Origin of the sequence: Rhodococcus sp. SORGH_AS_0303, from assembly GCF_030819335.1 — a bacterium.
GTDB lineage: Bacteria > Actinomycetota > Actinomycetes > Mycobacteriales > Mycobacteriaceae > Rhodococcoides.
On the sequence record NZ_JAUTBO010000001.1, the window covers coordinates 1,057,652 to 1,081,487 of the forward strand.

23 protein-coding genes and 1 pseudogene are annotated in these 23,836 nt (G+C 68.8%); 10 read left to right on the forward strand and 14 right to left on the reverse strand.

Going from position 1 to position 23,836, the window contains the following annotated elements; translation table 11 throughout:
• Positions 1–4 precede the first annotated feature (4 nt).
• Complete coding sequence (locus tag QE449_RS04875) at positions 5–616, reverse strand: histidine phosphatase family protein (protein ID WP_051613109.1); 612 nt, start codon at positions 614–616, stop codon at positions 5–7.
• Positions 617–714: 98 nt separating this feature from the next.
• On the opposite strand from QE449_RS04875, the gene QE449_RS04880 reads away from it, so the two are divergent.
• Both QE449_RS04880 and QE449_RS04885 read left to right on the forward strand, forming a co-directional pair.
• Positions 715–1,890: an acyl-CoA dehydrogenase family protein gene (locus QE449_RS04880; protein WP_027504702.1), complete on the forward strand. Its 1,176-nt coding sequence runs from the start codon at positions 715–717 to the stop codon at positions 1,888–1,890.
• An 11-nt stretch (positions 1,891–1,901) separates the two neighbouring features.
• Positions 1,902–3,062: an acyl-CoA dehydrogenase family protein gene (locus QE449_RS04885; protein ID WP_027504703.1), complete on the forward strand. Its 1,161-nt coding sequence runs from the start codon at positions 1,902–1,904 to the stop codon at positions 3,060–3,062.
• 58 nt (positions 3,063–3,120) lie between these two features.
• Here QE449_RS04885 and QE449_RS04890 read toward each other — a convergent pair whose 3' ends face one another.
• The 8 genes from QE449_RS04890 to QE449_RS04925 all read right to left on the reverse strand — a co-directional run bounded on the left by QE449_RS04890 (position 3,121) and on the right by QE449_RS04925 (position 11,961).
• Entirely contained in the window at positions 3,121–4,095 is a 975-nt protein-coding gene (locus QE449_RS04890) for a 2-hydroxyacid dehydrogenase (RefSeq protein ID WP_307108318.1), read from the reverse strand.
• Entirely contained in the window at positions 4,092–5,405 is a 1,314-nt protein-coding gene (locus QE449_RS04895; RefSeq protein ID WP_307109679.1) for an enolase C-terminal domain-like protein, read from the reverse strand. The genes QE449_RS04890 and QE449_RS04895 overlap by 4 nt, the downstream gene beginning before the upstream one ends.
• A gap of 268 nt (positions 5,406–5,673) precedes the next feature.
• A complete protein-coding gene (locus tag QE449_RS04900; RefSeq protein WP_307108319.1) occupies positions 5,674–6,390 on the reverse strand; it encodes a sulfite exporter TauE/SafE family protein in 717 nt (238 codons plus the stop codon).
• A gap of 10 nt (positions 6,391–6,400) precedes the next feature.
• On the reverse strand, positions 6,401–7,432 hold the full coding sequence (locus QE449_RS04905) for an ABC transporter ATP-binding protein (RefSeq protein WP_231476221.1): 1,032 nt from the start codon (positions 7,430–7,432) through the stop codon (positions 6,401–6,403).
• Positions 7,404–8,423 (reverse strand): ABC transporter ATP-binding protein, encoded by a 1,020-nt coding sequence (locus tag QE449_RS04910; RefSeq protein ID WP_307108320.1) that lies wholly within the window; start codon positions 8,421–8,423, stop codon positions 7,404–7,406. The genes QE449_RS04905 and QE449_RS04910 overlap by 29 nt, the downstream gene beginning before the upstream one ends.
• Positions 8,420–9,403 carry an ABC transporter permease gene (locus QE449_RS04915; protein WP_307108321.1) on the reverse strand — a complete coding sequence of 328 codons (984 nt, stop codon included), beginning with the start codon at positions 9,401–9,403 and terminating at the stop codon, positions 8,420–8,422. Before QE449_RS04915 ends, QE449_RS04910 begins: the two co-directional genes overlap by 4 nt.
• Positions 9,404–9,414: 11 nt before the next feature.
• Positions 9,415–10,341, reverse strand: a complete 927-nt coding sequence (locus QE449_RS04920; protein ID WP_027504709.1) for an ABC transporter permease — start codon at positions 10,339–10,341, stop codon at positions 9,415–9,417.
• 72 nt (positions 10,342–10,413) lie between these two features.
• On the reverse strand, positions 10,414–11,961 hold the full coding sequence (locus tag QE449_RS04925) for an ABC transporter substrate-binding protein (RefSeq protein ID WP_222631613.1): 1,548 nt from the start codon (positions 11,959–11,961) through the stop codon (positions 10,414–10,416).
• Positions 11,962–12,331: 370 nt separating this feature from the next.
• Between QE449_RS04925 and QE449_RS04930 the strand changes: the two genes are divergently transcribed.
• Both QE449_RS04930 and QE449_RS04935 read left to right on the forward strand, forming a co-directional pair.
• Positions 12,332–13,351 carry a 2-hydroxyacid dehydrogenase gene (locus QE449_RS04930; protein ID WP_307108322.1) on the forward strand — a complete coding sequence of 340 codons (1,020 nt, stop codon included), beginning with the start codon at positions 12,332–12,334 and terminating at the stop codon, positions 13,349–13,351.
• Positions 13,348–13,734, forward strand: coding sequence for a universal stress protein (locus QE449_RS04935; protein ID WP_027504712.1), 387 nt, complete (start codon positions 13,348–13,350; stop codon positions 13,732–13,734). Before QE449_RS04930 ends, QE449_RS04935 begins: the two co-directional genes overlap by 4 nt.
• A gap of 31 nt (positions 13,735–13,765) precedes the next feature.
• Here QE449_RS04935 and QE449_RS04940 read toward each other — a convergent pair whose 3' ends face one another.
• The 5 genes from QE449_RS04940 to QE449_RS04960 all read right to left on the reverse strand — a co-directional run bounded on the left by QE449_RS04940 (position 13,766) and on the right by QE449_RS04960 (position 19,625).
• Positions 13,766–14,659, reverse strand: a complete 894-nt coding sequence (locus QE449_RS04940; protein ID WP_027504713.1) for a LysR substrate-binding domain-containing protein — start codon at positions 14,657–14,659, stop codon at positions 13,766–13,768.
• Positions 14,660–14,692: 33 nt separating this feature from the next.
• Positions 14,693–15,955, reverse strand: a complete 1,263-nt coding sequence (locus tag QE449_RS04945; protein ID WP_056441958.1) for a glucarate dehydratase family protein — start codon at positions 15,953–15,955, stop codon at positions 14,693–14,695.
• Positions 15,952–16,905 (reverse strand): 5-dehydro-4-deoxyglucarate dehydratase, encoded by a 954-nt coding sequence (locus QE449_RS04950; RefSeq protein WP_222631604.1) that lies wholly within the window; start codon positions 16,903–16,905, stop codon positions 15,952–15,954. Before QE449_RS04950 ends, QE449_RS04945 begins: the two co-directional genes overlap by 4 nt.
• Positions 16,906–17,044: 139 nt before the next feature.
• Positions 17,045–18,643, reverse strand: coding sequence for an aldehyde dehydrogenase (NADP(+)) (locus QE449_RS04955; protein WP_307108323.1), 1,599 nt, complete (start codon positions 18,641–18,643; stop codon positions 17,045–17,047).
• Positions 18,644–18,827: 184 nt separating this feature from the next.
• On the reverse strand, positions 18,828–19,625 hold the full coding sequence (locus QE449_RS04960) for a TspO/MBR family protein (protein WP_051613111.1): 798 nt from the start codon (positions 19,623–19,625) through the stop codon (positions 18,828–18,830).
• A 362-nt stretch (positions 19,626–19,987) separates the two neighbouring features.
• Between QE449_RS04960 and QE449_RS04965 the strand changes: the two genes are divergently transcribed.
• The 6 genes and pseudogenes from QE449_RS04965 to QE449_RS04985 all read left to right on the forward strand — a co-directional run bounded on the left by QE449_RS04965 (position 19,988) and on the right by QE449_RS04985 (position 23,786).
• The gene (locus QE449_RS04965) at positions 19,988–20,545 is read left to right on the forward strand and encodes an alternate-type signal peptide domain-containing protein (protein WP_027504718.1); all 558 of its coding nucleotides are present in this window, start codon (positions 19,988–19,990) and stop codon (positions 20,543–20,545) included.
• Between the two features lie 49 nt (positions 20,546–20,594).
• Positions 20,595–21,155, forward strand: a complete 561-nt coding sequence (locus QE449_RS04970) for a hypothetical protein (RefSeq protein WP_027504719.1) — start codon at positions 20,595–20,597, stop codon at positions 21,153–21,155.
• Positions 21,152–21,712 carry a signal peptidase I gene (locus tag QE449_RS04975; protein ID WP_307108324.1) on the forward strand — a complete coding sequence of 187 codons (561 nt, stop codon included), beginning with the start codon at positions 21,152–21,154 and terminating at the stop codon, positions 21,710–21,712. The genes QE449_RS04970 and QE449_RS04975 overlap by 4 nt, the downstream gene beginning before the upstream one ends.
• Before the next feature lie 8 nt (positions 21,713–21,720).
• Entirely contained in the window at positions 21,721–22,269 is a 549-nt protein-coding gene (locus tag QE449_RS04980; RefSeq protein WP_155956947.1) for a hypothetical protein, read from the forward strand.
• A gap of 82 nt (positions 22,270–22,351) precedes the next feature.
• Positions 22,352–22,678, forward strand: a pseudogene (locus tag QE449_RS21420) (signal peptidase I); the annotation flags it as partial.
• Positions 22,679–22,742: 64 nt separating this feature from the next.
• Positions 22,743–23,786: a hypothetical protein gene (locus QE449_RS04985; protein WP_307108325.1), complete on the forward strand. Its 1,044-nt coding sequence runs from the start codon at positions 22,743–22,745 to the stop codon at positions 23,784–23,786.
• The last annotated feature ends 50 nt before the right edge of the window (positions 23,787–23,836 follow it).

Consider the following 23,836-nt stretch of genomic DNA (forward strand, 5'->3'; position numbering starts at 1 on the left):
CGCGTCAGCGGAGCCGTCGGCCGTGGCGGACGGGAACCGAGTTGACGGTGCGGACCGACCAGCCGTCGTCGTCGCGGACGACGATGCTCACGCCGGCGTTCGCGATGCGCGGCGCAGGGTGGCCGGTGATGGACCTCAGCACGGCCCGGATGATGCCGCCGTGGGCCACGGCGACGAGGGACCTGCCGGGGTTCTCGTCGGCCAGCAGGTCGAGTCGACGACGCCCTCGCTCGGCGAGCGCCTCGTGCGACTCGGCGCCCGGGTAGTCACCGTCGGGCCAGTACGCCCACGCCTCGTAGCCGGTCATGCCCTCGGCACGTCCGAAGCGACGTTCCATCAGGTCCTCGTGGTCGGCCGAGCGGGTGAGCCCGATGACGTGGCCGATGATGTCGGCGGTCTCCGACGCCCGCGAGAGCGGCGAGCTGACGAGGGTGTCCCACGAGTCGTCGGCCAGCGCGGCGGCCGCGGTCCGGGCCTGGCTGCGCCCGATGTCGTTGAGCGGGATGTCGGAGGAGCCCTGCAGACGCCCCTCGACGTTCCAGTCGGTCTCGCCGTGGCGCACGAGGGCCACTCGGACAGAGGTGCTCCGCGCCCGGGAGTCGAGGTGATCGGTCATGGTCGGGCCCAGAATATCGGTCGACGGCACCCCTGTCCGAGCCTGGTTACCGGAGAGTACGGTGCTAGAGATCAGCGAAGGACTTCGAAAGGTCACAGATGAACCTGGCACTCACCGATGAGGAAGCTGCGTTCCGCGACGAGATGCGAACTTTCTTCCGTACCGAGATCCCTGCCGATATCCGCGAGCGCAACGCGGCAGGCGAGGAACTCGAGCGCGAGGACATGATCACGACGCTGCAGATCCTGAACAAGCACGGCATGGCGAGCCCGCACTGGCCCGTCGAATGGGGTGGCAAGGACTGGACCCCGATGCAGCACCACATCTGGTTGGACGAGCTGCAGCTCGCGTCGGTGCCCGAGCCCCTGGCCTTCAACATCTCGATGGTGGGGCCCGTCATCGCGACCTTCGGCAGCGAGGAGCAGAAGCAGAAGTTCCTCCCGCCCACGCAGAACCTCGACATCTGGTGGTGCCAGGGCTTCTCCGAGCCCGAGGCGGGATCGGACCTCGCGTCGCTGCGCACGGTCGCTCTGCGCGACGGTGACGAGTACGTCATCAACGGTCAGAAGACGTGGACCACGCTCGGCCAGTACGCCGATTGGATCTTCGTGCTGGCGCGCACCAACCCGGACGCGCCGAAGAAGCAGGCCGGTATCTCGTTCATCCTGGTCGACCTGAAGACCCCCGGCATCACCGTGCGCCCGATCAAGCTGATCGACGGCGGCCACGAGGTCAACGAGGTCTGGTTCGAGGACGTCCGCGTCCCCGTCGAGAACCTCGTCGGCGAGGAGAACGCCGGCTGGACCTACGCCAAGTTCCTGCTGAGCAACGAGCGCACCGGCATCACGCGACTCGGCTTCACCAAGACCAAGCTGGCGCAGGCCAAGGCGCTCGCGGCCGAGACCACGGTCGGGACCGGCACGCTGCTCGACGATCCGGTCTTCGCCGCTCGGTTCGCCGAGCTCGAGAACCAGGTGCTCGCACTCGAGCTCACCCAGCTGCGCATCGTCTCCAGCTACGTCTCCGGCAAGGAGAACCCGGCGTCGTCGGTGCTCAAGCTCCGGGGCAGCGAGCTGCAGCAGCTGGCCACCGAGATCCTCACCGACGTGGCGGGACCGGACTCGCTCCCGTTCGCGGCCGGAGAGGACTCGCCGACACCGGTCTGGGCGCAGCGTGCGACCCCGACCTACCTGAACTTCCGCAAGACATCCATCTACGGCGGCTCGAACGAGGTGCAGCGCACCATCATCGCGTCCGGCATTCTCGGTCTCTAGGAGCGCACGACATGCAGTTCGAACTGGACGAAGAACAGAAGCTGCTGCGCGACACGGTGCGTGACGTGCTCGCCCGCAGTTACGACAACGAGAAGCGCAAGGCAGCGGTGGAGAGCGAGCGCGGCTGGACCGAATCGGTCTGGAAGCAGTTCGCCGAGCTGGGCCTGCTCGGCCTCAGTTTCGCCGAGGACGACGGCGGCATGGACGCCGGACCGGTCGAGACCTTCGCGGTCATGACCGAGATCGGTCGCCGCCTCGCACCCGAGCCGCTGCTGGACTGCGTGCTGATTCCGGGTGGTCTCATCACCGAGGTCGGATCGACCGATCAGCGTCAGCGCATCCTGCCGGGCGTCGCGGAGGGGCAGACCCTTCTCGCGTTCGCGCATTCCGAGCCGGGCACCCGCTGGCCGGCAGCCGAGGTGTCGACGTCGGCCACCGAGGACCTGCGTGAAGGCCGGAGGCCGGCCGGATCGGGTGGCTCGTGGGCACTCTCGGGTGTGAAGAACCCTGTGCTGCACGGTGACTGCGCCGATCACTTCGTGATCAGCGCGGCGCTGCCCGGCGGAGGCGTGGGCCTGTTCCTGGTCGCGGCCGATGCCGAGGGACTCACGCGCAAGACCTACCGCACCCACGACGGACTGCGCGGCGCGTCGCTCGAGCTGTCGGACGTCGCGGGCGAACCGCTCGGTGACGGCGGCGACGCCAGTGCCGCCATCGTGGCGTCCAACGTCCGTGCGCAGGCGGCTCTCGCTGCCGAGGCGCTCGGTGCGATGGAGGAGTCGCTGCGACTCACCACGGAGTACCTGAAGCAGCGCAAGCAGTTCGGTGTGCCGCTCGCCAAGTTCCAGGCACTGACGTTCCGCGCTGCGGACATGTACGTGCAGCTCGAACTGGCACGCAGCATGGCGCTCTACGCGACGATGTCGCTGGCCGACGGATCTCCGGATCCCACGGTCGCGTCGCGGGCGAAGTTGCAGATCGGACGCTCCGCCCGGCAGATCGGCCAGGAGTCGATCCAGCTGCACGGCGGAATCGGGGTGACGGACGAATACCCTGTGGGACATTACTTCTCGCGTCTCACGGCCATCGAGCACACGCTCGGCGGGGTCGATGACCACCTCCGGGTGATCACGTCGTCGCTGAAGGATCACGAGATGCTCGGCGTCTCCTAGCACCGTCTCGACGAAGGCCGGTCGCCCGCGTGGTGACCGGCCTTCGTCCTGTTCGGGGTCAGCCGACCAGGTTGATCAGCGGGGTCCCGTCGGCGAGATGCCGGATGTTGGCGACGATGTCGCGGCAGCGGCCCTCGAACGTTCGGCGCGTGATGCCGGACGAGTGCGGCGTCATCAGCACGTTCGGCAGGCTTCCGAACGGGAGTGCACTCGGCTCGCCTCGCCCGTCCGGGCCGGGGTAGCTGTACCAGACGTCGATGGCCGCGGCGCCGAGCTCGCCGGTCGCCAGCGCGTCGTGTAGCGGCCGCTCCTGCACCAGCGGCCCGCGGCCGACGTTGATCAGGACTCCCGCCGGCCCCAGCGCGCGGAGCTCGTCCGCGCCGATCATGCCGGTCGTCGCCGCGGAGAGAGGTGCCGAGACGACGACGATGTCCGACTCCGCCATCAGCCGCGGAAGTTCCGTGGCATCGCCGGCCCAGTCCAGGCCGTGAGCGGCCACGTCGACGGCTCCGCGTCCGGTCACGGCGGCGCCGAGGCAGCCGAGGGTGCGCAGCAGCGACCACGAGCGCTGCCCGATGTGGCCGAAGCCGACGAGGCCCACGCGGGCGCCCGCTGTCGCGGACGGCTGGGGCAGCGTGTCGTCGTACACCGAGGTCGACCAGACACTCTGTCGCAGTGCGTGATCCTGCGTCAGGAAGCCACGCCGCAAGAGCACCGCAGACGCGAGCACGTACTCCGCGATGGAGTCCTCGTGGTGGAACGTGTTGGCCAGCAGTGTGGTCGATGGAAGGGCCGCACGGGCGACGTTGTCGACGCCGGCTCCCGCGACCTGGACGAGTCGCAGGCCCCGGCCCGCCTGCGCCATGGCCTCGGTGACCCGGCCCCCGACATGGACGTCCGCATCGGCGAGGTCGGCGACGAGCGCGTCCTCGTCGAAGCGTTCGTGCCACGACACGACGGTGCCGTCCGGCATCACCGCCTCGACGGCGTCCCGATGCGGGAGGAGGTTGCGGTCCGCGACGACGACCTTCATGCGCGCTGCAGGCAGGGGCGCTTGCTGTCGAAGGTCCAGTTCGGCACCAGGTACTGCATGCCGACCGCATCGTCGCGGGCCCCGAGGCCCTCGCGCTGGTACAGCTCGTGTGCGGCCTCGACGCGCTCCATGTCGAGGGTCACTCCGAGACCCGGCACGTCGGGGACGGTGAGGTACCCGTCCACGATGGGGAACGGATTCGTCGTGATGCGCTGCCCGTCCTGCCAGATCCAGTGCGTGTCGATGGCGGTGATCTCACCGGGAGCGGCAGCTGCGACGTGCGTGAACATGGCGAGCGAGACGTCGAAGTGGTTGTTGGAGTGCGATCCCCACGTCAGGCCCCAGGCATCGCAGAGTTGCGCGACGCGGACCGATCCGTTCATCGTCCAGAAATGGGGATCCGCGAGCGGGATGTCGACGGCGCCGGATCGAATGGTGTGTCCCATCTCGCGCCAGTCGGTGGCGATCATGTTGGTGGCGGTGGGGAGGCCGGTCGCGCTCTTGAACTCGGCCATCACCTCGCGCCCGGAGAATGCGCCCTCGGGTCCGACCGGGTCCTCCGCGTAGGCGAGCACGTCGCGCAGACCACGGCACGTCTCGATCGCGTCCTTCAGGAGCCAGCCGCCGTTGGGATCCAGCGTGATGCGTGCCGCGGGGAAGCGCTCCGCGAGTGCGCGCACGGCGTCGGCCTCCTGCGCTGCGGGGAGGACACCGCCCTTGAGCTTGAAGTCCTGGAAGCCGTACCTGGCGTGCGCCGCTTCCGCGAGTGCGACCACGGCGTCGGGCGTCAGTGCCTCCTCGTGGCGCAGGCGGGACCAGGCGTCGGCGGAACTGCCCTCGTCCGAGGGTGCGCGGTACGCGAGATCCGTCTTGTTCCGGTCGCCGAGGAAGAAGAGATACCCGAGCGCCTGCACTCGGTCGCGCTGGCGGCCGTCGCCGAGCAGGGCCGCGACGCTCACACCCAGGTGCTGGCCGAGCAGATCGAGCAGTGCGCTCTCGACGGCCGTCACGGCGTGCACGGCGATCCGCAGATCGAAGGTCTGGGCGCCGCGTCCACCGGAGTCGCGGTCCGCGAACGCGCGGCGCATCGCGTTGAGCACGGCGTGGTGGTCGCCGACCGAGGCGTTCTCGACGAGAGCTCGGGCGTCCTCCAGACAGCGGCGGATGGGCTCGCCACCCGGCACCTCGCCCACACCGGTGCGCCCGTCGGAGTCGGTCAGCACGACCAGGTTCCGGGTGAAGAACGGTGCATGGGCGCCGCTGAGATTCAGCAGCATGCTGTCGTGGCCGGCGACGGGAACGACGCGCATCGCGGTGACGACGGGGGTGGCATGGGAGGTTCGGACCTCGGTGACGGTGCTCACGTCGACGAGCCTAGGGCGGGTGATTCATTCCCGTCCAACACCATTTGTGGATGCAGCGATGCAGGGTGAGTATCGATCGAGTGCGCCGGTGCCGAGTGCGCACATCTGCCATGAAGCGCACACCCCGTCCAGCCGGCTGTAGCGAGTGTGCGCTCACCAGAGGGTGTGTGCGCTCCCGGAAGCGCTAGCGCCGCACCCACCGCAACCGCACACCTCACACCACCGCATCGACCAGCAGCACGAGCGCACCACCCGCCGACACGACGATGGACACCCATCGCAGCCGACGACGGTCGAGTACGCGGTTCACCCAGCGCGAGGCCATGTACCCGAGCGCGACTGCGGGCAGGAGCAGGGCGCCGGTCGCCAGGGAGTGCGCGTCGAGGGAGCCGGTGACCCCCAGCGCGGCGAGCGACATCAGGGAGCCGATCAGGAAGAAGCCGCTCATGGTGCTGCGCAACGCGGCGCCGCTGCTGCCGCTCCAGATCAGCGCCATGGGTGGCCCGCCGATGGAGGTGGCGGTGCCGAGCAGTCCGGACGCGGCGCCCGCGGTCATGAGCGATCCGCGTCGCGGTGTCGGCGACCAGCCGATCGCCGTGGCCACGACGCCGAACAGCACCACTGCGCCGAGCATGATGGAGACTCCCCGCTCGGGCAGTACGACGAGCAGCGCGGCGCCGGCGATCACGCCGGGCACCCGTCCCACCAGTGCCCAGCCGGCCCCGCGCACGTCGATGCTCGTGCGCTCCCGCACCACCACCAGCGCGGTGAGCGCGGTGGCGAGCAGGATGATCGTGCCGGGCACCATCCGCGGATCGATGATGGCCAGGACGGGCGCCGCGACCATCCCCATCCCGAAGCCGATGGACGACTGGAGACACGACGCCGTGAAGATCGCGACGCCCACGACCAGCCATTCGAGGCCGGTCACGCGAGCACGGTCATACGGCCACGGCGTCCGATCTCGGGTGGTGGCACTCGGCGATGTGCAGGTTCCCGAGACGCCCGACCGACGGGGGGATACCCGTGGCGCAGACGTCCGTCGCGTGCGCGCAGCGCGTGCGGAAACGGCAGCCCGACGGCGGGTTCAGAGGCGACGGGACCTCTCCCTCCAGGAGGATGCGCGAACGCCGGGTCGAGGGATCCAGCGTCGGGGCTGCCGACATCAGCGCCTCGGTGTACGGGTGCGTGGGATGGTCGAAGACGTCGTCGGTCGGCCCGGTCTCGATGATCCGGCCGAGGTACATCACGGCGACCCGGTCGGCGACGTGTCGCACCACCGACAGGTCGTGCGAGATGAAGACGTAGCTGATGCCGAGCTCCTTCTGCAGATCCGAGAGCAGGTTCAGCACCTGCGCCTGGACCGAGAGGTCGAGGGCCGAGACGGGCTCGTCGCACACCACGACACTCGGATCGAGTGCCAGGGCCCGCGCGATGCCGAGACGCTGGCGCTGACCACCGGAGAACTCCTGCGGGTAGCGGTGCTCGTCGCTGGGACGCAGACCGACGAGGTGCAGCAGCTCCCGGACGCGGGCGGCGCGGTCGCGCTTGGTCTTGTACATCGTGCGATGCGTGTGCCACGGCTCCGAGATTATCTCCGCCGCCGACATCCTCGAGTTGAGCGATCCGTACGGGTCCTGGAAGACCATCTGGATCCGACGACGCCACGCGAGCAGTTCCTTGCCCTTCAGGCCGAACGGATCGACGCCGTCCCACGACACGGTGCCCGTGTCGGGTCGTTCGAGCATCATCAGCGTGCGCGCGAGTGTGGACTTGCCGCAGCCGGACTCACCGACGAGGCCGAGGGTCTCGCCGCGTCGCAGCTCGAGGTCGATGCCGTCGAGTGCCCGCAGTTTCTTGTGGCCGCCGCTGCCGGCGGCGACGTCGAACGTCTTGGAGACTCCACGGACCTGGAGCAACGGTGCAGCCTGCGTGGCCGCGGCCTCACTCGCCACTGTCGTCGTAACGGACACCGGACACCTCCTCGGGGAAATGGCATGCGGTCGCACGGCTGGTGCCGGCGACACTGCGGAGCTCGGGGCGCTGCGCGACGCAGACGGCGCGCGCGATGGGGCATCGGGCCTGGTACACGCATCCCGGCGGGATGGAGTGCAGATCCGGCGGGGTGCCGCCGATGGACTTGAGGTGCTCGCCGCGCACGGTGGCGACGGGGACCGAGTCGAGCAGTCCCTTCGTGTAGGGATGCTTCGGGTCGCCAAACACCTCGGCGACGGGTCCCGTTTCGACGACGGTCCCCGCGTACATCACGGCGACGTCGTCGGCTTCCTCGGCGACGAGGGCCAGATCGTGCGTGATGAGGATGACGGCCATGTCGTGCTCGGTGCGCAGGTCGCGCAGCAGGGACATGATCTGCGCCTGCACGGTGACGTCGAGAGCGGTGGTGGGCTCGTCCGCCAGCAGCACGGTGGGCCCCAGGGCGACGGCCATCGCGATGAGCAGGCGCTGACGCATACCGCCCGAGAACTGGTGCGGGTAGGAGTCGGCGCGCGACTCGGGCTCCGGGATGCCCACCCGCTCCATCAGCGAGATCGCCTCGACACGTGCAGCTTTCGCCGACATGCCGCGGTGTATGCGGAACGGTTCCGCCAACTGTGTGCCCACGGTGTAGACGGGGTTCAGTGCCGTCAGCGCGTCCTGGAAGACGATGGCGAGCTCGGTGGCGGCGATGCGGCGTCGAGTCCTGGAGTTCGCCGTCACCAGATCGGTGTCGCCGAGCATGACGGTGCCGTCGACGATGTCGGCGATCGGCTCGAGCAAGCCGACGAGGGCCTGGGCCGTCATGGACTTGCCGCAGCCGGATTCGCCCAGCAGTGCGAGTGTGCGGCCGCGCTTCGCGCTGAACGACACTCCGTCGACGGCACGCACGGTGCCCGACGGGGTGCGGATCTCGACGGTCAGACCGTCGACCTCGAGCGCGGTGCGGGCGAGAGCGGGAGCACTCATCGACGTGCCTTTCTCTTCGAACGCGGGAGGGTGAGGCGCCAGCGCTGCGCCGGGTCGGTGGCGATGCGGGCCCACGCGGCCAGCACGGTCGCGGACACGGTGGTGATGACGATCGCGAGTCCGGGGAAGAACGACAGCCACCAGGCGCTCTGCAGGTAGGTGCGGCCCTGGGACACCATGAGGCCCCAGCTGATGTCGGGTGGCTGGATCCCGATGCCGAGGAAGCTGAGCGACGACTCGGCCAGCATCACGAAGCAGAAGTCGAGCGTGGCGACGGTCAGCAACGTGGGCAGCAGAATCGGCACCACGTGGCGACGGATCACCGCGCCGCTGCCGGCGCCGAACGTGCGGGCCGCGTCGACGAAGACTCGCGATCGGAGTTCCGCGCTCTCGGCGCGGGCCGTGCGGAGGTAGATCGGGATGCGGGTGATGGTCAGGATCAGCACGATGTTCGCGGCGCTGGGGGAGAAGACGTACAGCACGACGACGGCCATCAGCAACGACGGGAAGCTCATGATGACGTCGGCGACGCGCATGGCGGCGGTCTCGCGCCAGCCGCGGTGGTAACCGGCCCACATGCCGATGATCGAGCCGATGATGCCGGACAGGATGACTGCGGGGATCGCGACCGACAGCGTGGTCCGGCTGGCGACGATCAGGCGGGCGAGCATGCTGCGGCCGAGCGGATCGGTGCCGAGGATGTTCATGAAGCCGGTGTCGAGGGAGAACGGCGCCAGGTTGGATCGATCGAGGTCCTGACGGGTGGCGGCGTCGCCGACCAGCATGGGACCGAAGATCGCGGTGAGGAAGACGAGCACCAGGATGCTCGCCGCGATGGTGGCGACGCGGTCCCGCAGCAGCAGACGCCACAGCGGCATGGAGGTCGTGCGCGAGGGCGCCGCGGACGCGGCGTCCGGGGTGGGCGGCAGCACCGGGGGAACCGGAACGCCCGAGCTGTCCTTGCTTGCTTCGAGTGTCATGGGTGTACCTCTCAGACCTTGGCCTTGTCGCGAACCCGTGCGTCGAGCAGCGCGTAGCACGCGTCGATCACGATGTTCAGAACGAAGATGCTGACGGCCGTCAGGAGGACGGCTGCTTGGAGGACGGCGAAGTCGCGCTGCAGGATCGCGTCGATCATCAACTTGCCGATGCCGGGCCACCCGAAGATGGCCTCGACCACGACGGCGCCGTTCACCAGGCCGACGGTGAGGTCGCCGGCGACGGTCAGCGCGGGTGCCGCGGCGTTGCGCAGCGCATGGTGGGTGACGACGCGCAGGTCGCCGGCACCCTTGCTGCGAGCGAGGCGGACGTACGGGGCGGAGAGGGCGGAGACCATCGCGCCGCGGACCACCTGGGTGAGCACGCCGAGCGGACGGATGAGCAGTGTCGCGATGGGGAGCACCCATGCGACGGCGCCCCCGGTGCCGGAGGTCGGCAGGACACCGAGCACCACGGCGAAGATCCAGACGCCGGTGATGGCGAACCAGAAGTCGGGGATGCTCGCGGCCGTCATGGACAGCAGGCTCGAGAACCGGTCGGCGAGAGAGTTGGGACGGTACGCGGCCCAGCAGCCGATGACGATCGAACCGATCACGGCGAGGAGCATCGTGACGAACGCGAGCTGCAGGGTGGCGGGGAAGGCGCGCAACGCCATGGTGGACGCGGCTTCGCCCGTCCGGAGCGACTCACCGAAGTCGAGGTGCAGCACGCCGCCGAAGTAGTCGGCCATCTGTGTCCACACGGACTGGTCGAAGCCGTTCTGGGCGGCGAACGCCTCGCGCTGGGCGGGTGTCGCCGACTCGGGAAGGTAGAGGCTGGTCGGATCACCGGTCAGACGAGCGAGGAAGAAGACGCCGATGAGGACGACCAGGAGTGGGACGAGGCTGGTGTAGACGCGGCGTCGCAGAAAGGCGAACATGGCGGTCACTCCCTTCCGGAGGAGGGGCTGGTCGGCCTCTCGATCGAGGTGGGCTGCTGGTCGGGGTCGTGATCAGTCGGTCGCATCGGAACTCCGGGTCATCTCGGCCAGTCGCATCTCGTCGACGGTGGCGGAATCGGGGGTGTAGTCGATGCGCGGGTCCTTGGCCAACACACCGTTCATGTGCGCGATGTACGCCATCTGCGTGATCTCCTCGGGTTCACGGGCGAAGAGATCGGCGAACGCGGTCTGTCGCTCCTCGTCGGTCAGCGATTCGGCCTCGTCGATTCCCTCGTCGAAGTCGGTTGTGCCGTAGGAGCTCTGGAAGCCGTCGCTGCGCATGTACTGATCCATCGTGAACGCGGCGTCGCCGGCCTGATTGCCGTGCTGGATCACCAGCAGGTAGGGCCCGACGTTCGGGAACGGCCGTTCCTGGAACTCGGCGGTGGCCGCCGTGTCCTTCATCTCGATCTTCACGTTCAGGCCGATGCCGGCCAGCGCGTTCTGGATGACCTCGACGGTCTCGTTGATCTTCGGGAACTGCCCGGTGCGGCCGATGAGGCGGATCTCGGTGTCGACGGGAACACCGTCGGCGCGAGCCTCGTCGATGAGGGCCTTGCCCTTCTCCATGTCGTACGGCCACGGGGTGAGCTCGTCGTTGTAGCCGACGACGCCGTCCGCGATGAGTTGCGCAGCGGGCGCTCCCATTCCGCGGAACAGTGCCTTGACGATGCCCGCACGGTTGATGGCGTAGTTGATGGCCTCGCGCACGCGCTGATCGTCGAGTGGCGGTGTGGTGGCCTGCATCCGCAAGGCGGTGGTCTCGTTGTTCGGGAAGGCGACACCGAGGTCGCCGGCTCCGTCCTCGGGGCCGAGGCCGGTCGCGATGTCCGCCTCGCCGTTGGTGACCATGGCGGCGCGGACGCTGCCCTCGGTACGCCACTGGTAGACGGCCCGCGTGAATTCCGGTGCGTCGCCCCAGTAGGTGTCGTTGCGCACCAGGGAGAGTCGCTGGCCGTAGTCCCACGAGTCGATGCGGTACGGGCCGGTACCGATCGGCTCGCGGGTTCGCTCGGCGCTACCGACCTCGCTCTTGACCATCTCGATGAACGAGAGCCGAAGCGGCAGAATCGGATCGGGAGTCGGCGAGGCGACGGTCAACGTCGTCGGATCCACGGCGCGGACGGTGAGGTCGTCGTCGCCGAAGACGTATCCCTCGACGTTGCAGGCCAGATCGGAGTTCACGGCGCGATCGACCGACACGGCGGCGTCCTCGGCGTCGAACGGTGTGCCGTCGCTGAAGGTGACGTCGTCGCGCAGGCGGATCGTCCACTCGGTGTCCGACGTGCGCTCCCACGACGTGGCGAGCTTCGGTTCGAGGTCACCCGTGGTGGGGTCACGCTCGATCATGGGTTCGGTGATGTTGGACCGCGTGACCACGCCGATGGCCGTCAGCGAGACATCGCACGGCTCCAGGGTCGGTGGTTCCTGCGGCAGCACGATCCGGACGGTGTCGGGACTCGCGGCGTCTCCGCTGTCCGAGTTCGCGACGGTGCATCCGGTGAGGAGTGCGGACGCGGCGATCACCGACACCAGGGATGTGGCGCGGGTGGATCTCATGGATTCCTCCAAGCTGAGGGGGCTACACCGGGTGCGAGGTGTCGGGGCTGACGACGCACGCCGAGTGGAGCCGATGGACCGCCTGTGACGGTAGACACACGGTAGGAGTGGGGGGAGTGACCGTCAACAGACGATCGGCCGGGAAATCGCAGTTCGGGGCCGATTTCGGGCTCGCCGTGACGGCGTCGAGCGGTCCGCATCACACTGCCGAGGCTCTGACCTGCTGCGTCACGAGAAGACACGATATCAATACCGGAAGAGTATGGATCCATGCTAATTGCGTGTTGGACCGGTATTCGTCGGCCGACATACGATCACCGCAGACGATGGCCGTCGCTCCCGGTGGCCGTCGCACGGTGAAGGAGGCGGCATGACCGACGGTGGAACGCCGAGCTCGAACGGATCGGCATCGAGTCCCGATGAGGCGCAGCGATTTTCGCGCGTTCTCCGGGTCGGCGGACTCAAGCCTTCGCTCATGGAGACACTCGAGGCCGGCGGCGCGCTGGTGCTGCCGGACGACGATCGCGACGAAGTGCTCGGCCGGCACGCCGACGAGATCGTCGCCGTCGTGACGTCCGGCCGTGTCGGCGTCAAGGCGGACCTCATGGACCGCCTGCCCGCGCTGCGCGCGATCGTCCACTTCGGAGTCGGGTACGACGGCACCGATGCCGAGGAGGCCCGCCGCCGCGGGATCGGTGTCAGCAACACTCCGGACGTCCTCACCGACGCCGTCGCCGACACCGCCCTCGGGCTGCTCATCGACACCCTCCGCGGCTTCTCCGCCGCCGACCGCTACGTGCGCGCGGGCGAGTGGACCACCAAGCCCATGCCGCCGTTGGCGCGGCAGGTCAGCGGATCTCGGGTCGGCATCCTCGGTCTCGGGCGCATCGGCGGCGCCATCGCGCACCGCCTCGAGGCCTTCGGCTGCACCATCGGCTACCACAACCGCAACGTCGTCGAGTCGAGTCCGTACCGGTACCACTCGTCTCCGCGGGAACTCGCTGCGGCAGTGGACGTTCTGGTCGTGGCCGCAGCCGGCGGACCGGAGACGCAGCAGCTCGTCGACAGGGAGACGTTGGACGCACTGGGGCCGGACGGCTTCCTGATCAACGTGGCTCGCGGCAGCGTCGTGGACGAGGACGCCCTCGTCGAGGCGCTGCAGAGCGGACGGTTGGCCGGCGCCGGGCTCGACGTCTTCGCCCACGAACCCGAGGTGCCGGACGCGCTTCGCGCCCTCGACACCGTGGTGCTGCTTCCCCACGTCGGAAGTGCCACGGTGCAGACTCGCGCCGCGATGGAAGCACTCACCCTCGAGAACCTGAACTCGTTCCTCGCCGACGGCACGCTCGTGACGCCGGTCTTCCAGCCCGATCAGAAGGAGACCCGATGAGCGTCGTCGTGGGATACGCGGACACCGTCGAGGATCGCAACGCACTGCCGTTCGCGTTCCGCGAGGCCAAGATGCGCGGTACCGACGTCACCGTCGTGGTCGACGGTGATCGCAGTGCGGTCGACGAGCTGATCATGGCTGCCCGCACCGACTCCGGCGCCGACGGCGTGGCGGCACGGGTGGCGGAACCGGTACCCGGCCGCTCGCACGCCGACAACCTCGTCGACATGTCCTACGAGCCGGACGTCGAGCTCCTCGTCATCGGCGTGCGTCGCCGCTCACCCGTCGGAAAGCTGTTGCTCGGCAGCCTGTCTCAGCGTGTCCTGCTCGACGCACACTGCCCGGTCGTGGCCGTCAAGCCGCCGGTCGAGGTCGCGCACTAATTCGCGGACGCAGCAGCCGCCGGCCGTGATCTCACTGCAGTGAGGTCACGGCCTTCACGTCCGTCAGCACACGGTGCAGGGCGGGGTTGGCGGCGTCGTGACGCCATGCGGCGTTCAGTCGCACGGGTTCCTCGGTGCTGGAACGGATCTCGCGGAACACGACGCCCTCGGTGTGCATCGTGCGTGCCGAGGCCGGCACCAGTGCGCAGCCCAGGCCGGAGCTGACGAGCATCAACATGGTGTGCACCTGCGTCACGTACTGCACGTATCGAGGCGTGACCCCGGCGACGGTGAAAGTGCTGATGAGGAGCTCGTGGAAGTAGCGGGCATCCACCGGCGAGTACATGATCACGGGTTGATCGTCGAAGTGCGTCACGCTCAGACGCTCCACGTCGAGGAGTTCGTGCCCCTCGGGAAGCGCAGCGACGAGTGCCTCGCGGTGGATGGGCCGCGTCAGGATTCCCGGTCGCGTGACGGTGGGACGGACCAGACCGAGATCCAGTTCACCGCTCGCGAGGGCGTCGATCTGAATCGACGACACCATCTCCCGCAGCACCAGTTCGACGTCCGGGAGAGCCGCGCGCACGTCCGAGAGCAGCCGAGGCAGGACGGCGTGCGCGGACGCCGCAGTGAAGCCGATGACGACGGTGCCCAGATCACCGGCGGGGACACGCTTGACGGTCAGTGCGGCGCTCTCGGCCAAGCGGACTATCCGGCGGGCGTCGGGCAGGAACGCCACGCCGGCGGCCGTGAGGGTCACCGAGCGTGACGTCCGATCGATCAGCTGCACGCCCAGTTCACTCTCGAGCTGCTGGATCTGCCTGCTGAGCGGGGGCTGGGTCATGTGGAGCCGCTCTGCGGCTCGGCCGAAGTGCAGCTCTTCCGCGACGGCGATGAAGCACGTCAGGCGCGAGAGCGAGAACATCGGCTCAAGATAGCCGACCGTGTGAACGGCCGGTCACCATCGCGGCGAGGAGTTGACGAAGTCGGGTTCGAGACTCTGCCGGTAGCCGGTGTCGTCACGGTCCCTGATCCCGCAGTCGAGGTACTGCTGGTGCAGCCTCGCCAGCGCGTCCTCGTCGAGTTCGACGCCCAGCCCCGGTCCCGTGGGTACCGCGACGGCGCCGTTCTCGATGCGCAGAACGCCCGGGACCACGACGTCCTCGGTCTTCCACGGCCAGTGTGTGTCGCAGGCGTACGTGAGATTCGGCGTGGCGCCGGCGAGGTGCACCATCGCGGCGAGCGAGATGCCGAGATGGGAGTTCGAGTGCATCGACAGGCCGAGTCCGAAGGTGTCGCAGATGCCGGCGAGCAGCCGTGAGCGTTGCAGTCCACCCCAGTAGTGGTGATCGGACAGCACGACCCCGACCGAGTCGCGTCGGACCGACGGCTCGAGCTGATCGAACGCCACGACACACATGTTGGTCGCCAGCGGCATGGCGGCCTTGCGGGCCACCTCCGACATTCCGTCCAGGCCCGGTGTGGGGTCCTCGAGATACTCGACGACACCGGTCAGGGCCGACGCGACCTCGAGGGACGTGTCGACGGTCCACGCCGCGTTGGGATCCAGCCGCAGTGGGAGATCGGGAAACGCCTCGCGCAGCGCGTGCATCGCGGCGATCTCCTGCTCGGGTGGGAACACCCCGCCCTTGAGCTTGATCGCGCCGAAGCCGTACCGGTCGATCATCCGTCGGGCCTGCGCGACGATGCCCTCGGGATCGAGCGCGGCACCCCACTCGTCGTCCGCGGAGCCGGGGTGCCCGGCCCACTTGTAGAAGAGATAGGCACTGAACGGTACGGCCGTGCGCACCAGGCCACCGAGAAGATCGGAGACGGGCCGCCCGAGGATCTTGCCCTGGATGTCGAGGCACGCCACCTCGAACGGCGAGAACACCCGATCGGTGGTGCTGGCCGTCGTGATCATGCCGGCCACCCCGTCACCACCCGTCACCGTCAGGCCACCCAGGCACTCGTCCACGACGGCGCGCAGCGTGTGGAGTGCGAAGACGTCCACCCCGACCATGGCCTCGGCAGCAGCGTTCAGGCGAACGAGATGCGCGGTGTCGGCGTAGGTCTCGCCCAGACCCACGGCGCCGTCGTCGGTCCGGATCTGCACGATCGCGCGCAGAGCGAACGGCTGATGGACTCCGACGGTGTTGAGCAGCGGCGGGTCGGCGAAGGCGACGGGGGTGACGGTGACGGAGGTGATCCGGGCGCTCACGAGTGCACGGCCTCCTTGGTGACCGAGTCGGCTGCGAGGGAGTCGGCGAGCACGGCGCGGCCGGCCGCGATGATCGCGGTGAGCGCCTCCACGTCCGCGGGGGCGGCGTCGATCAGCGGTGCCCGAACGGGGCCGGCGGCAACACCTTCGAGCGTGACGCCCGCCTTGATCAGGGAGACGGCGTAGCCGGGTACCGAGTCGCGCAGACGCACGAGTGGGTGGAAGAACTCGCGCAGCAGGGCGTCGGTGAGCGTGACGTCGTCGTTCTCGAGCGAGGTGTAGAACGCCAGGGCCAGCTCCGGGGCGAAGGCGAACGTGGCCGACGAGTAGAGCGTGACGCCGATGGCGCGGTAGGCCTGCTGCGAGACCTCGGCCGTGGGCAGTCCGTTGAAGAACTGGAACGCCTTGCCGGTGGGCGCCAGGGAGTCCTCGACCGCACGCACGATACGCGAGACGCGATCCAGATCGCCTGTGCCGTCCTTGAATCCGACGACGGTGGGGAAGTGGGCGACCTCGACGGCGGACGCCTCGTCGTAGCGCGCGTTGCCGCGGTTGTAGACGATCACCGGCAGGTCGGTGACGGAGGTGACCTCGCGGGTGTACTCGACCAGGCCGGCCTGCGGCATGGTCACCAGGTAGGGCGGGAGCAGCAGGATGCCGTCGGCACCGTTGTCACGAGCGGATCGGGCGAAGATCTTCGCCTGGGCCACCGAACCACCCGCGCCCGCGTAGACCGGGACGCGGCCGGCGACGGTACGCACCGCGGTGGCGACGATCTCGCCGAACTCGACGGCCTCGAGAGCGTGGAACTCACCGGTGCCGCAGGCGATGAAGACACCGCCGGGGCCCGCGTCGACACCCTTCGCGATGTGCTCGGCGAGAAGTGCGTGGTCCACCTCGCCGGAGTCGGTGAAGGGGGTGACAGGGAAGAAGAGGACGCCGTCGAGCATGAGATCTCCTGGTGTACGAGGGTGTGGTGCGGGAAGGCCGGAGGCCGGCCGGGGTGGTGCGGGAAGGCCGGAGGCCGGCCGGTGTGGTGCGGGAAGGCCAGAGGCCGGCCGGTGTGGTGCAGGAAGGTGAGTGGCGGGGTCAGTCGCGGGAGAGTTGGCCGTCGACACGCCGCCAGATGCCGTCGGGGTTGCCGTCGGCGATGGCGCTGGGGAGCAGCGCGGCGGGAACGTCCTGGTACGCGACAGGGCGCAGGAACCGCTCGATGGCGAGCGAGCCGACCGAAGTCGAGCGTGAGTCGGACGTCGCCGGGTAAGGGCCGCCGTGGACCATCGCGTGGCCCACCTCGACGCCCGTGGGCCACCCGTCGAAGAGGATGCGTCCGGCCTTCAGCTCGAGGACGCGGAGCAGGCGTCCGGCGTGGGCGTGATCGGCGGCGTCGGCGTGGATCGTCGCGGTGAGCTGACCTTCGAGAGCGCGGGCCACGGCGGCGACCTGCTCGGCCGAGGTGCAGCGGACGACGAGCGCGGATGCGCCGAACACTTCGGCCTGCAACACGTCTCGGTCGAGGAACGTCGCGGCGTCGGTGCTGAAGAGTGCCGCGCGGCCGGCGTTGGGTGCGTCGGTGACGGTGCCGCGGGCGACCTCGTCTGCGGCGGCGCTCAGCGCGTCGACACCCTTGCCGTAGCTGTCGGCGATGTTCGGCGTCAGCATGGTGGTCGGGGTGCTGGCCGCGACGGCGTCCGCAGCGGCCGCGACGAAGGCGTCGAGTTCCGGTCCGTCCTGCGCGATGACGAGGCCGGGATTGGTGCAGAACTGTCCGGAGCCGAGCGTCAGGGAGGCGACGAAGGCGCGGCCCAGATCTGCGGCCCGCGTCTCGAGGGCGTGCGGGAACAGGAACACCGGGTTGATGGAGCTCATCTCGGCGTACACCGGGATCGGTTCCGGTCGACCGGCTGCGGCGCGTACCAGAGCGGTGCCGCCGGAACGGGATCCGGTGAAGCCGACGGCCTTGACGCGCGGGTCGGTGACCAGAGCGGTGCCGATGGTGCGGCCGTCGCCGTAGACGAGCGAGAACACTCCTGCCGGCATGCCGGTCGACGCGGCGGCCTCGGTGATCGCGCGGCCGACGTACTCGGACGTACCCGGGTGGGCGTCGTGGGCCTTGACGATGACGGGGCATCCGGCGGCGAGTGCCGATGCGGTGTCGCCGCCGCCGACGGAGAAGGCGAGCGGGAAGTTGCTGGCGCCGAACACGACCACCGGTCCGAGTGAGACCTTGCGCTGGCGGATGTCGGCGCGGGGAAGGGGTGCGCGATCCGGCTGTGCGGGGTCGATGCGGGCACCGTTCCAGCTGCCCTCGCGGAGCACCGAGGCGAACAGGCGGAGCTGTCCGCTGGTGCGGCCGACCTCACCGGTGATCCGACCGACGGGCAGGCCGGACTCGGCCACCGCGCGCTCGATGAGCGTCTCGCCCAGCGCCTCGATGTTGTCGGCGATGGCGTCGAGGAAGTCGGCGCGTGCCTCGGACGTGGTGGAGCGGTAGGCGTCGAAGGCCTCGTCCGCCGCCGCGCAGGCCGCGTCGACGTCGGCCATCGTGCCGTGCCGGTAGGCGGGCTCGAGATCCGCGCCGGTGGACGGATCGATGCCGTGGACGGTCGTGCCGGTGCCGGGGACGGTGGACCCGGCGATGATCAGCTCCCCGGTCAGAGGAGCGGTCGTCGTCACCGTTGCAGTCATCAGTGCATCAGCCCTTCTCGCAGTGCGTGGTTGTACAGACGACGCTAAGGCGCGGTGTCATACAAGTCCAAGTCAAAATTGCACTGCAGCGATGCACTGTCGGTATCGACAGGGGTGACGCCTCGGTTCCCGCGGGCGTTGTGTGTTCCCGTGGTGGTTGCAGCGGCCGCGGGAACACGGAACGTCAGCGGGAGCGCACTCGCACGGCGACCGTGCCCACGAGAACGACGACTGCCGCCGTCGCGGCAGTCCACCCGACGGTGGTGTTCAGGACCTCGCCGGACAGGCGCCCCTGCGCGACCCACCCGAGTCCCCACGCGAGAGACAGTGCGGGCGCGATCCGTCCGGCGGAGACGGTGGCCAGGAACAGTCCGACGAGCGCCGCGACGACGAGAACGAGAACGGCCCACAGGGTGGCCGCCGACTCGACGCCCGTCGACGCGAGCCATGCGCTGACGTTCGCGACCGTCGCGATCGCTACCCACCCGAGGTAGAGGCCCATCGTCCCATCGGTGATCAGCGTGTCGACGGCGGTGGTCCGCGGTGCCGCGATCAGCCGAGCGAACACGAACGCCAGGCTCGCGAGCAGCGCGACGATCACGACGACGCTCAGAAGTACCTGCCCGAACTGCACCACGGTGATCCACGCGGCATTGAGCAGCATCGTCACGGCGATGGGTACGCGGAGTGCTCGTTGCCGCTCGGACCGGCGCTGGGCGGGCAGTGCCTGCCACACCGCGTAGGCGATCAGTCCGAGGTAGATGACCGACCAGATGGAGAATGCGGGCCCCGCCGGGGCGACCAGGGTGGCGGTCGCGCTGAGGGCGCCGTCGGCTGCTTCGGCGATCGGTGTGCCGACCACGGCGCCGGAGCCCAGAAATCCTCCGACCACGGCGATGATCGCGCTGACGACGACCAGGAGAACCTGGCCCGACGATGCGGGCTCGGTGCGCTGCCGAGGTGTGGCCGTGTCATGGGTCATGGGAGTCCTTCGAGCGAGTGGATGGTGGCCGTGGAGTGCCCGAAACCGCGATCCGAGAAACAGGGTGAAAGATTTGTGTGACCCACCATTCCAGTATCGGCATCCGGGATTGGCCGGTATTGCGTACTGGAACCGCTCTTACACAATGGCGCAGCAATGGCTAATAATGGCTGGCTGGGGCCATTTCGCCGGGCCGCGCACGGTGTAACTCCCCGGGCGCGAACGGTTTTGAGTTACGTCCCAAGTAGCTTCCCGGATCCCCCATCCGCTTTGGGACATGTAACGAATGGGTAATCAGCTATCGAAGCAATGGTTGAACCGCGCCGACCTCCGGCGTGGAGGACACGACGGAAGTGAACCCCATGAACAAGACCACGAAGGGTGCCCTCGCTGCGGGTGCCGCCGGTATCCTCCTGCTCGGTGGCGCGGGAAGCTACGCGCTGTGGAGTGACGCCGAGACCGTCCAGGGCGGCACCATCACGGCGGGCAACCTGGACATCTCGCCGGTCGCCGCAGGTGTGTGGACCGACGTCTCGCCGGGACCGGTCAAGACGCCGGGCCCCCTCGACATCACCACGTTCCGGATGGTTCCGGGCGACGTCCTCCAGTACAAGGCGCAGTACCGAGTACTCGCGGACGGCGAGAATCTTCGTGCGACCATCGCCGCGGATGCTCAGAGCATCCAGCGCACTGGCGAACTGACCCCGACGAACACCCCGGTCTCGTTGGTCAGCACGTACAACGGCACCCCCCTCGCCAACAACCAGATCACGGAGGCGGACAACAACCGCCTCGTCGATGTCACGGTGACCGTCACGTTCGTCGAGACGACGCCGAACCAGGTGGGAACCGAGGACTCGGTGAACCTGTCCGCCTTTCGGATCAACCTGCAGCAGGCCGCCCGCACGACTGCTCCCTGACGCGCCGATCTGCCTGATTCCGAACACCTATCCAGCGAGGTGAACTGACGTGCCGCGGAAAATGTGGCTCGGGGCGGCGGTCGTGGGGGCCGCCGCCCTGGTGTTCGGCTCGGTGCAGAGCACCGGGGCGCTCTGGCGTGACGACGTGACGGTGGCCGGTGCGACCGTTCGGACCGGAACGTTGTCACTGGCCGCCGGATCGCCGTCCGGGTCGGACTACGTGTTCAGCGAACTGACCAAGAACCCGGTGGCTCTGAACGAGGCGGTGCAGGCGCCGCTGGTGATCACCAACACCGGTGACACCCCGCTACGCTTCCGGTTGTCCGCTGCGGGCCCGGCCGTCTCCACGGCGAACGCCGCCGCGACGGTGTCCCTCGCCGGCGCGGTGCTGTCGTCTGGCGCCACGTGCTCCGCGACCACTCCGATGGGGACGGCCTTCGGAACCTTGTCGACGTCCGCTCCGACCACCGCGGTTGCCCCGTTGTGGCAGAGCCTTGCCAAGGGTGCGAGTCAGACCTGGTGTATCAGAACGACTCTCACTCAGGTCACGTCGACCAGCGCGGTGGCCTACACCCACCGCTTCGCCTTCGCAGTGGAGCAGACACGATGACGACACACGAGGACGCGACCGAGCGCCGCACCGGTCCGTTGTGGTGGATCGGCACCGTTCTGTCCTGGGTGCTGCTGATCGGCGTGGTGGGTGTACTACTCGCCGCCGTGGTCGTGCCGAAGGTTGCCGGGGCGCAGCCGTACACGATCCTCACCCAGTCGATGGAACCCACCTACCCTCCTGGCACCCTCGTCGTCGTCAAGCCCAGCGAGCAACTGAGCGTCGGATCATCGATCACGTACCAGATCCGCTCGGGCGAGCCCGACGTCGTGACACACCGCATCATCGCGACCGGTCTGGACAAGGACGGCGCTCGGGTCTACACCACTCAGGGCGACAACAATCCGCAGCCCGACCCGGATGTCGTGGAGCCGGGCCAGATTCGCGGCGCAGTCTGGTATGCCATCCCTTACCTCGGCTACGTCAACAACTGGCTCACCGGTCAGACGCGCACCCTCGTCGTGGGTGCCGGCGCTGCACTGCTGTTCCTCTACGCCGCAGCACAGTTCGTCTCGGCAGCGCGGGACCGACGACGTACGGGTAGGCACGCGTCGTGATGTTCTCGGTGAGCACCCCCACCAGCGTTCGTCTGCGAGCGATCCTGGCGTCCGGCCTGGTGTTCGGCCTCGGCACCGTCGGGACCCTCGCCGCGTGGTCGACGTCCTCGACGACGACGTCCGGCCAGTTCCTCACCGGGTCGGTCGACATCACCGTCAACGGAACAGAGGGCGCACCTACGCCCGCCACGATCACCCTGCCCGCGGGAAACATCCTGCCCGGCAGGTCGACTGCGGCGCTCGTGAACGTCCGGAACGCGGGTAATATCGCCTTCACCTACACCCCCACCGCGGTGACGTCGACCGGTGGCCTCGGTACCAGCCTGACCACCACGGTGAGAGCGGGCACAGGTGTCGCCGTCAGTTCTGTCACGACCGGTCTCACGTGCACTGGGGGTACGACGCCCGTCCTGACCACGTCACGCCCGCTGGCTGTCGGCGCGACCGAGTCGCTGTGTGTGCAGTTCGATCTGTCGATCAACGCAGCCAACACCCTGCAGGGTGTCAACAACACCGTGACGTTCACCTTCGCTGCGACGGGGGTGGGAAGTGCCTGACCACTCCGAGACATCCGATCGGCGGCGCCGGGTCGCCGACCGCGCACTCACCGCCGCCGCCGTGCTCGGCGCCCTCTGCATCGTGTTCGCGGTCTGCGCCTCCGTGTTCTCGTTGACACCCTTGGTCTTCCGATCGGGCTCGATGGAACCGTCGATTCCCACCGGATCGCTGGCGCTCGCGCGGGAGACTTCCGCGGTGGAGGTTCAGGTCGGAGATGTGGTCAGCGTTCTGCGATCCGACGGGTCGCGCATCACTCACCGCGTGGACCGCGTCGACTTCGCCGAGGGGGAGACCGCCGTCCTGATCCTGAAGGGTGACGCCAACTCCACACCGGACGCCGATCCGTACATCCTGTCTTCCGTCGACCGGGTCGTCGCGCACGTGCAGTACGCGGGCTACGCAGCGTCCTGGTTGTCCACACCGTTCGCGTGGGTCGTCGGCGGTCTCGCCGCGGCAGCTCTGCTGTACGTCGTTGTACGGCCGACAAGTCTCCGCAGGGAATCGCCCGTCCCGCCTGGTCGTCATCGGGTGCATTCCGGGGGTCGCGGCAGCACTGGTGGCGGTCGTGGTGGTCCCCGGATTCGCGGCGACGCAGGGTACCGAGGCAGCCCTGAACGACACAGCGCAGGCGCGGGCCGTTCCGACGGCCGCGACGATGGTCCGGCCGACGAGCTTCACCTGCACCGATTCTCTCCAAGGAAGCAACCGAGCAGCGCTGCTGTCCTGGCCGTCCGTCGATCCGCTCTACGGCTACCGGCTCGTGTTCCAGTCGGAGGCACTGCTCGGTCAGTCGCGCACCGTCAATCTGCCGGCCGGCACCCTGTCGAGTTACCCGCCGGCCGAGATCCTCTCCCTGTTACAGAACTTCACCGTCTCGCTCTACTCGCGCGTCGGAGAATTCGTGTCGACTCCCGCTCTGACGCGCCGTATCTCGGTCACCTCGCTGGGATCGAACGGGATCTCGACGTGCGTCACCCCGGGAACGGTCACACCGACGACGACCGCGCCGCTCGCCGCCGCCCGCGTCGCACCGACGACGACGGCAACGGCACCATCGACGACGCCTGCAGCCGGCACCACGACTCCGGTTCCCGCATCCACGACAACCGCGCCCCCGGTCACCTCGACCACCACCACGACCGTCGCCCCGGCTCCGACCACCACACCTCCTGTGACGACGACGGCAGCCCCGCCGCTGCCGCCGACGAGCACCACCCCACCGCCCCCACCGGCGAGCGCGTTCGTGGCCGACGGAGGCTCGGCGACGAGTGGCGCGACCACCGCGTCGGTCGCGGGGAACACCCTGACGCTGACCGGACCGGACGGCACGTCGCTGTACTCCCGCACCCTCACGCCGAGTGCGCGGTACGGCTCGGGCGTCGTCTTCTCGACCACGGGTGACCTGTACGTCCTGGCAGATTCCGGGGTGTCGCGCATCGTCGTGGCGAACGGTGTCGCCACCGAGAGTGCCGCGTCGACGGCCGAACTCCCGGCTGACATCGGCGCCCTTCTCTGACCTCTCGCGAGAGAGGTCCGGCGTTTCCGTGTCCGGGGGCGCGGGCACAC

Excerpts from the sequence above, each read along its gene's own strand:
- QE449_RS04875 (WP_051613109.1), bottom strand. The coding sequence starts at position 616 with ATGACCGATCACCTCGACTCCCGGGCGCGGAGCACCTCTGTCCGAGTG.
- QE449_RS04880 (WP_027504702.1), top strand. The coding sequence starts at position 715 with ATGAACCTGGCACTCACCGATGAGGAAGCTGCGTTCCGCGACGAGATG.
- QE449_RS04885 (WP_027504703.1), top strand. The coding sequence starts at position 1,902 with ATGCAGTTCGAACTGGACGAAGAACAGAAGCTGCTGCGCGACACGGTG.
- QE449_RS04890 (WP_307108318.1), bottom strand. The coding sequence starts at position 4,095 with ATGAAGGTCGTCGTCGCGGACCGCAACCTCCTCCCGCATCGGGACGCC.
- QE449_RS04895 (WP_307109679.1), bottom strand. The coding sequence starts at position 5,405 with ATGCGCGTCGTTCCCGTCGCCGGCCACGACAGCATGCTGCTGAATCTC.
- QE449_RS04910 (WP_307108320.1), bottom strand. The coding sequence starts at position 8,423 with ATGAGTGCTCCCGCTCTCGCCCGCACCGCGCTCGAGGTCGACGGTCTG.
- QE449_RS04915 (WP_307108321.1), bottom strand. The coding sequence starts at position 9,403 with ATGACACTCGAAGCAAGCAAGGACAGCTCGGGCGTTCCGGTTCCCCCG.
- QE449_RS04920 (WP_027504709.1), bottom strand. The coding sequence starts at position 10,341 with ATGTTCGCCTTTCTGCGACGCCGCGTCTACACCAGCCTCGTCCCACTC.
- QE449_RS04925 (WP_222631613.1), bottom strand. The coding sequence starts at position 11,961 with ATGAGATCCACCCGCGCCACATCCCTGGTGTCGGTGATCGCCGCGTCC.
- QE449_RS04930 (WP_307108322.1), top strand. The coding sequence starts at position 12,332 with ATGACCGACGGTGGAACGCCGAGCTCGAACGGATCGGCATCGAGTCCC.
- QE449_RS04935 (WP_027504712.1), top strand. The coding sequence starts at position 13,348 with ATGAGCGTCGTCGTGGGATACGCGGACACCGTCGAGGATCGCAACGCA.
- QE449_RS04940 (WP_027504713.1), bottom strand. The coding sequence starts at position 14,659 with ATGTTCTCGCTCTCGCGCCTGACGTGCTTCATCGCCGTCGCGGAAGAG.
- QE449_RS04950 (WP_222631604.1), bottom strand. The coding sequence starts at position 16,905 with ATGCTCGACGGCGTCCTCTTCTTCCCTGTCACCCCCTTCACCGACTCC.
- QE449_RS04955 (WP_307108323.1), bottom strand. The coding sequence starts at position 18,643 with ATGACTGCAACGGTGACGACGACCGCTCCTCTGACCGGGGAGCTGATC.
- QE449_RS04960 (WP_051613111.1), bottom strand. The coding sequence starts at position 19,625 with ATGACCCATGACACGGCCACACCTCGGCAGCGCACCGAGCCCGCATCG.
- QE449_RS04965 (WP_027504718.1), top strand. The coding sequence starts at position 19,988 with ATGAACAAGACCACGAAGGGTGCCCTCGCTGCGGGTGCCGCCGGTATC.
- QE449_RS04975 (WP_307108324.1), top strand. The coding sequence starts at position 21,152 with ATGACGACACACGAGGACGCGACCGAGCGCCGCACCGGTCCGTTGTGG.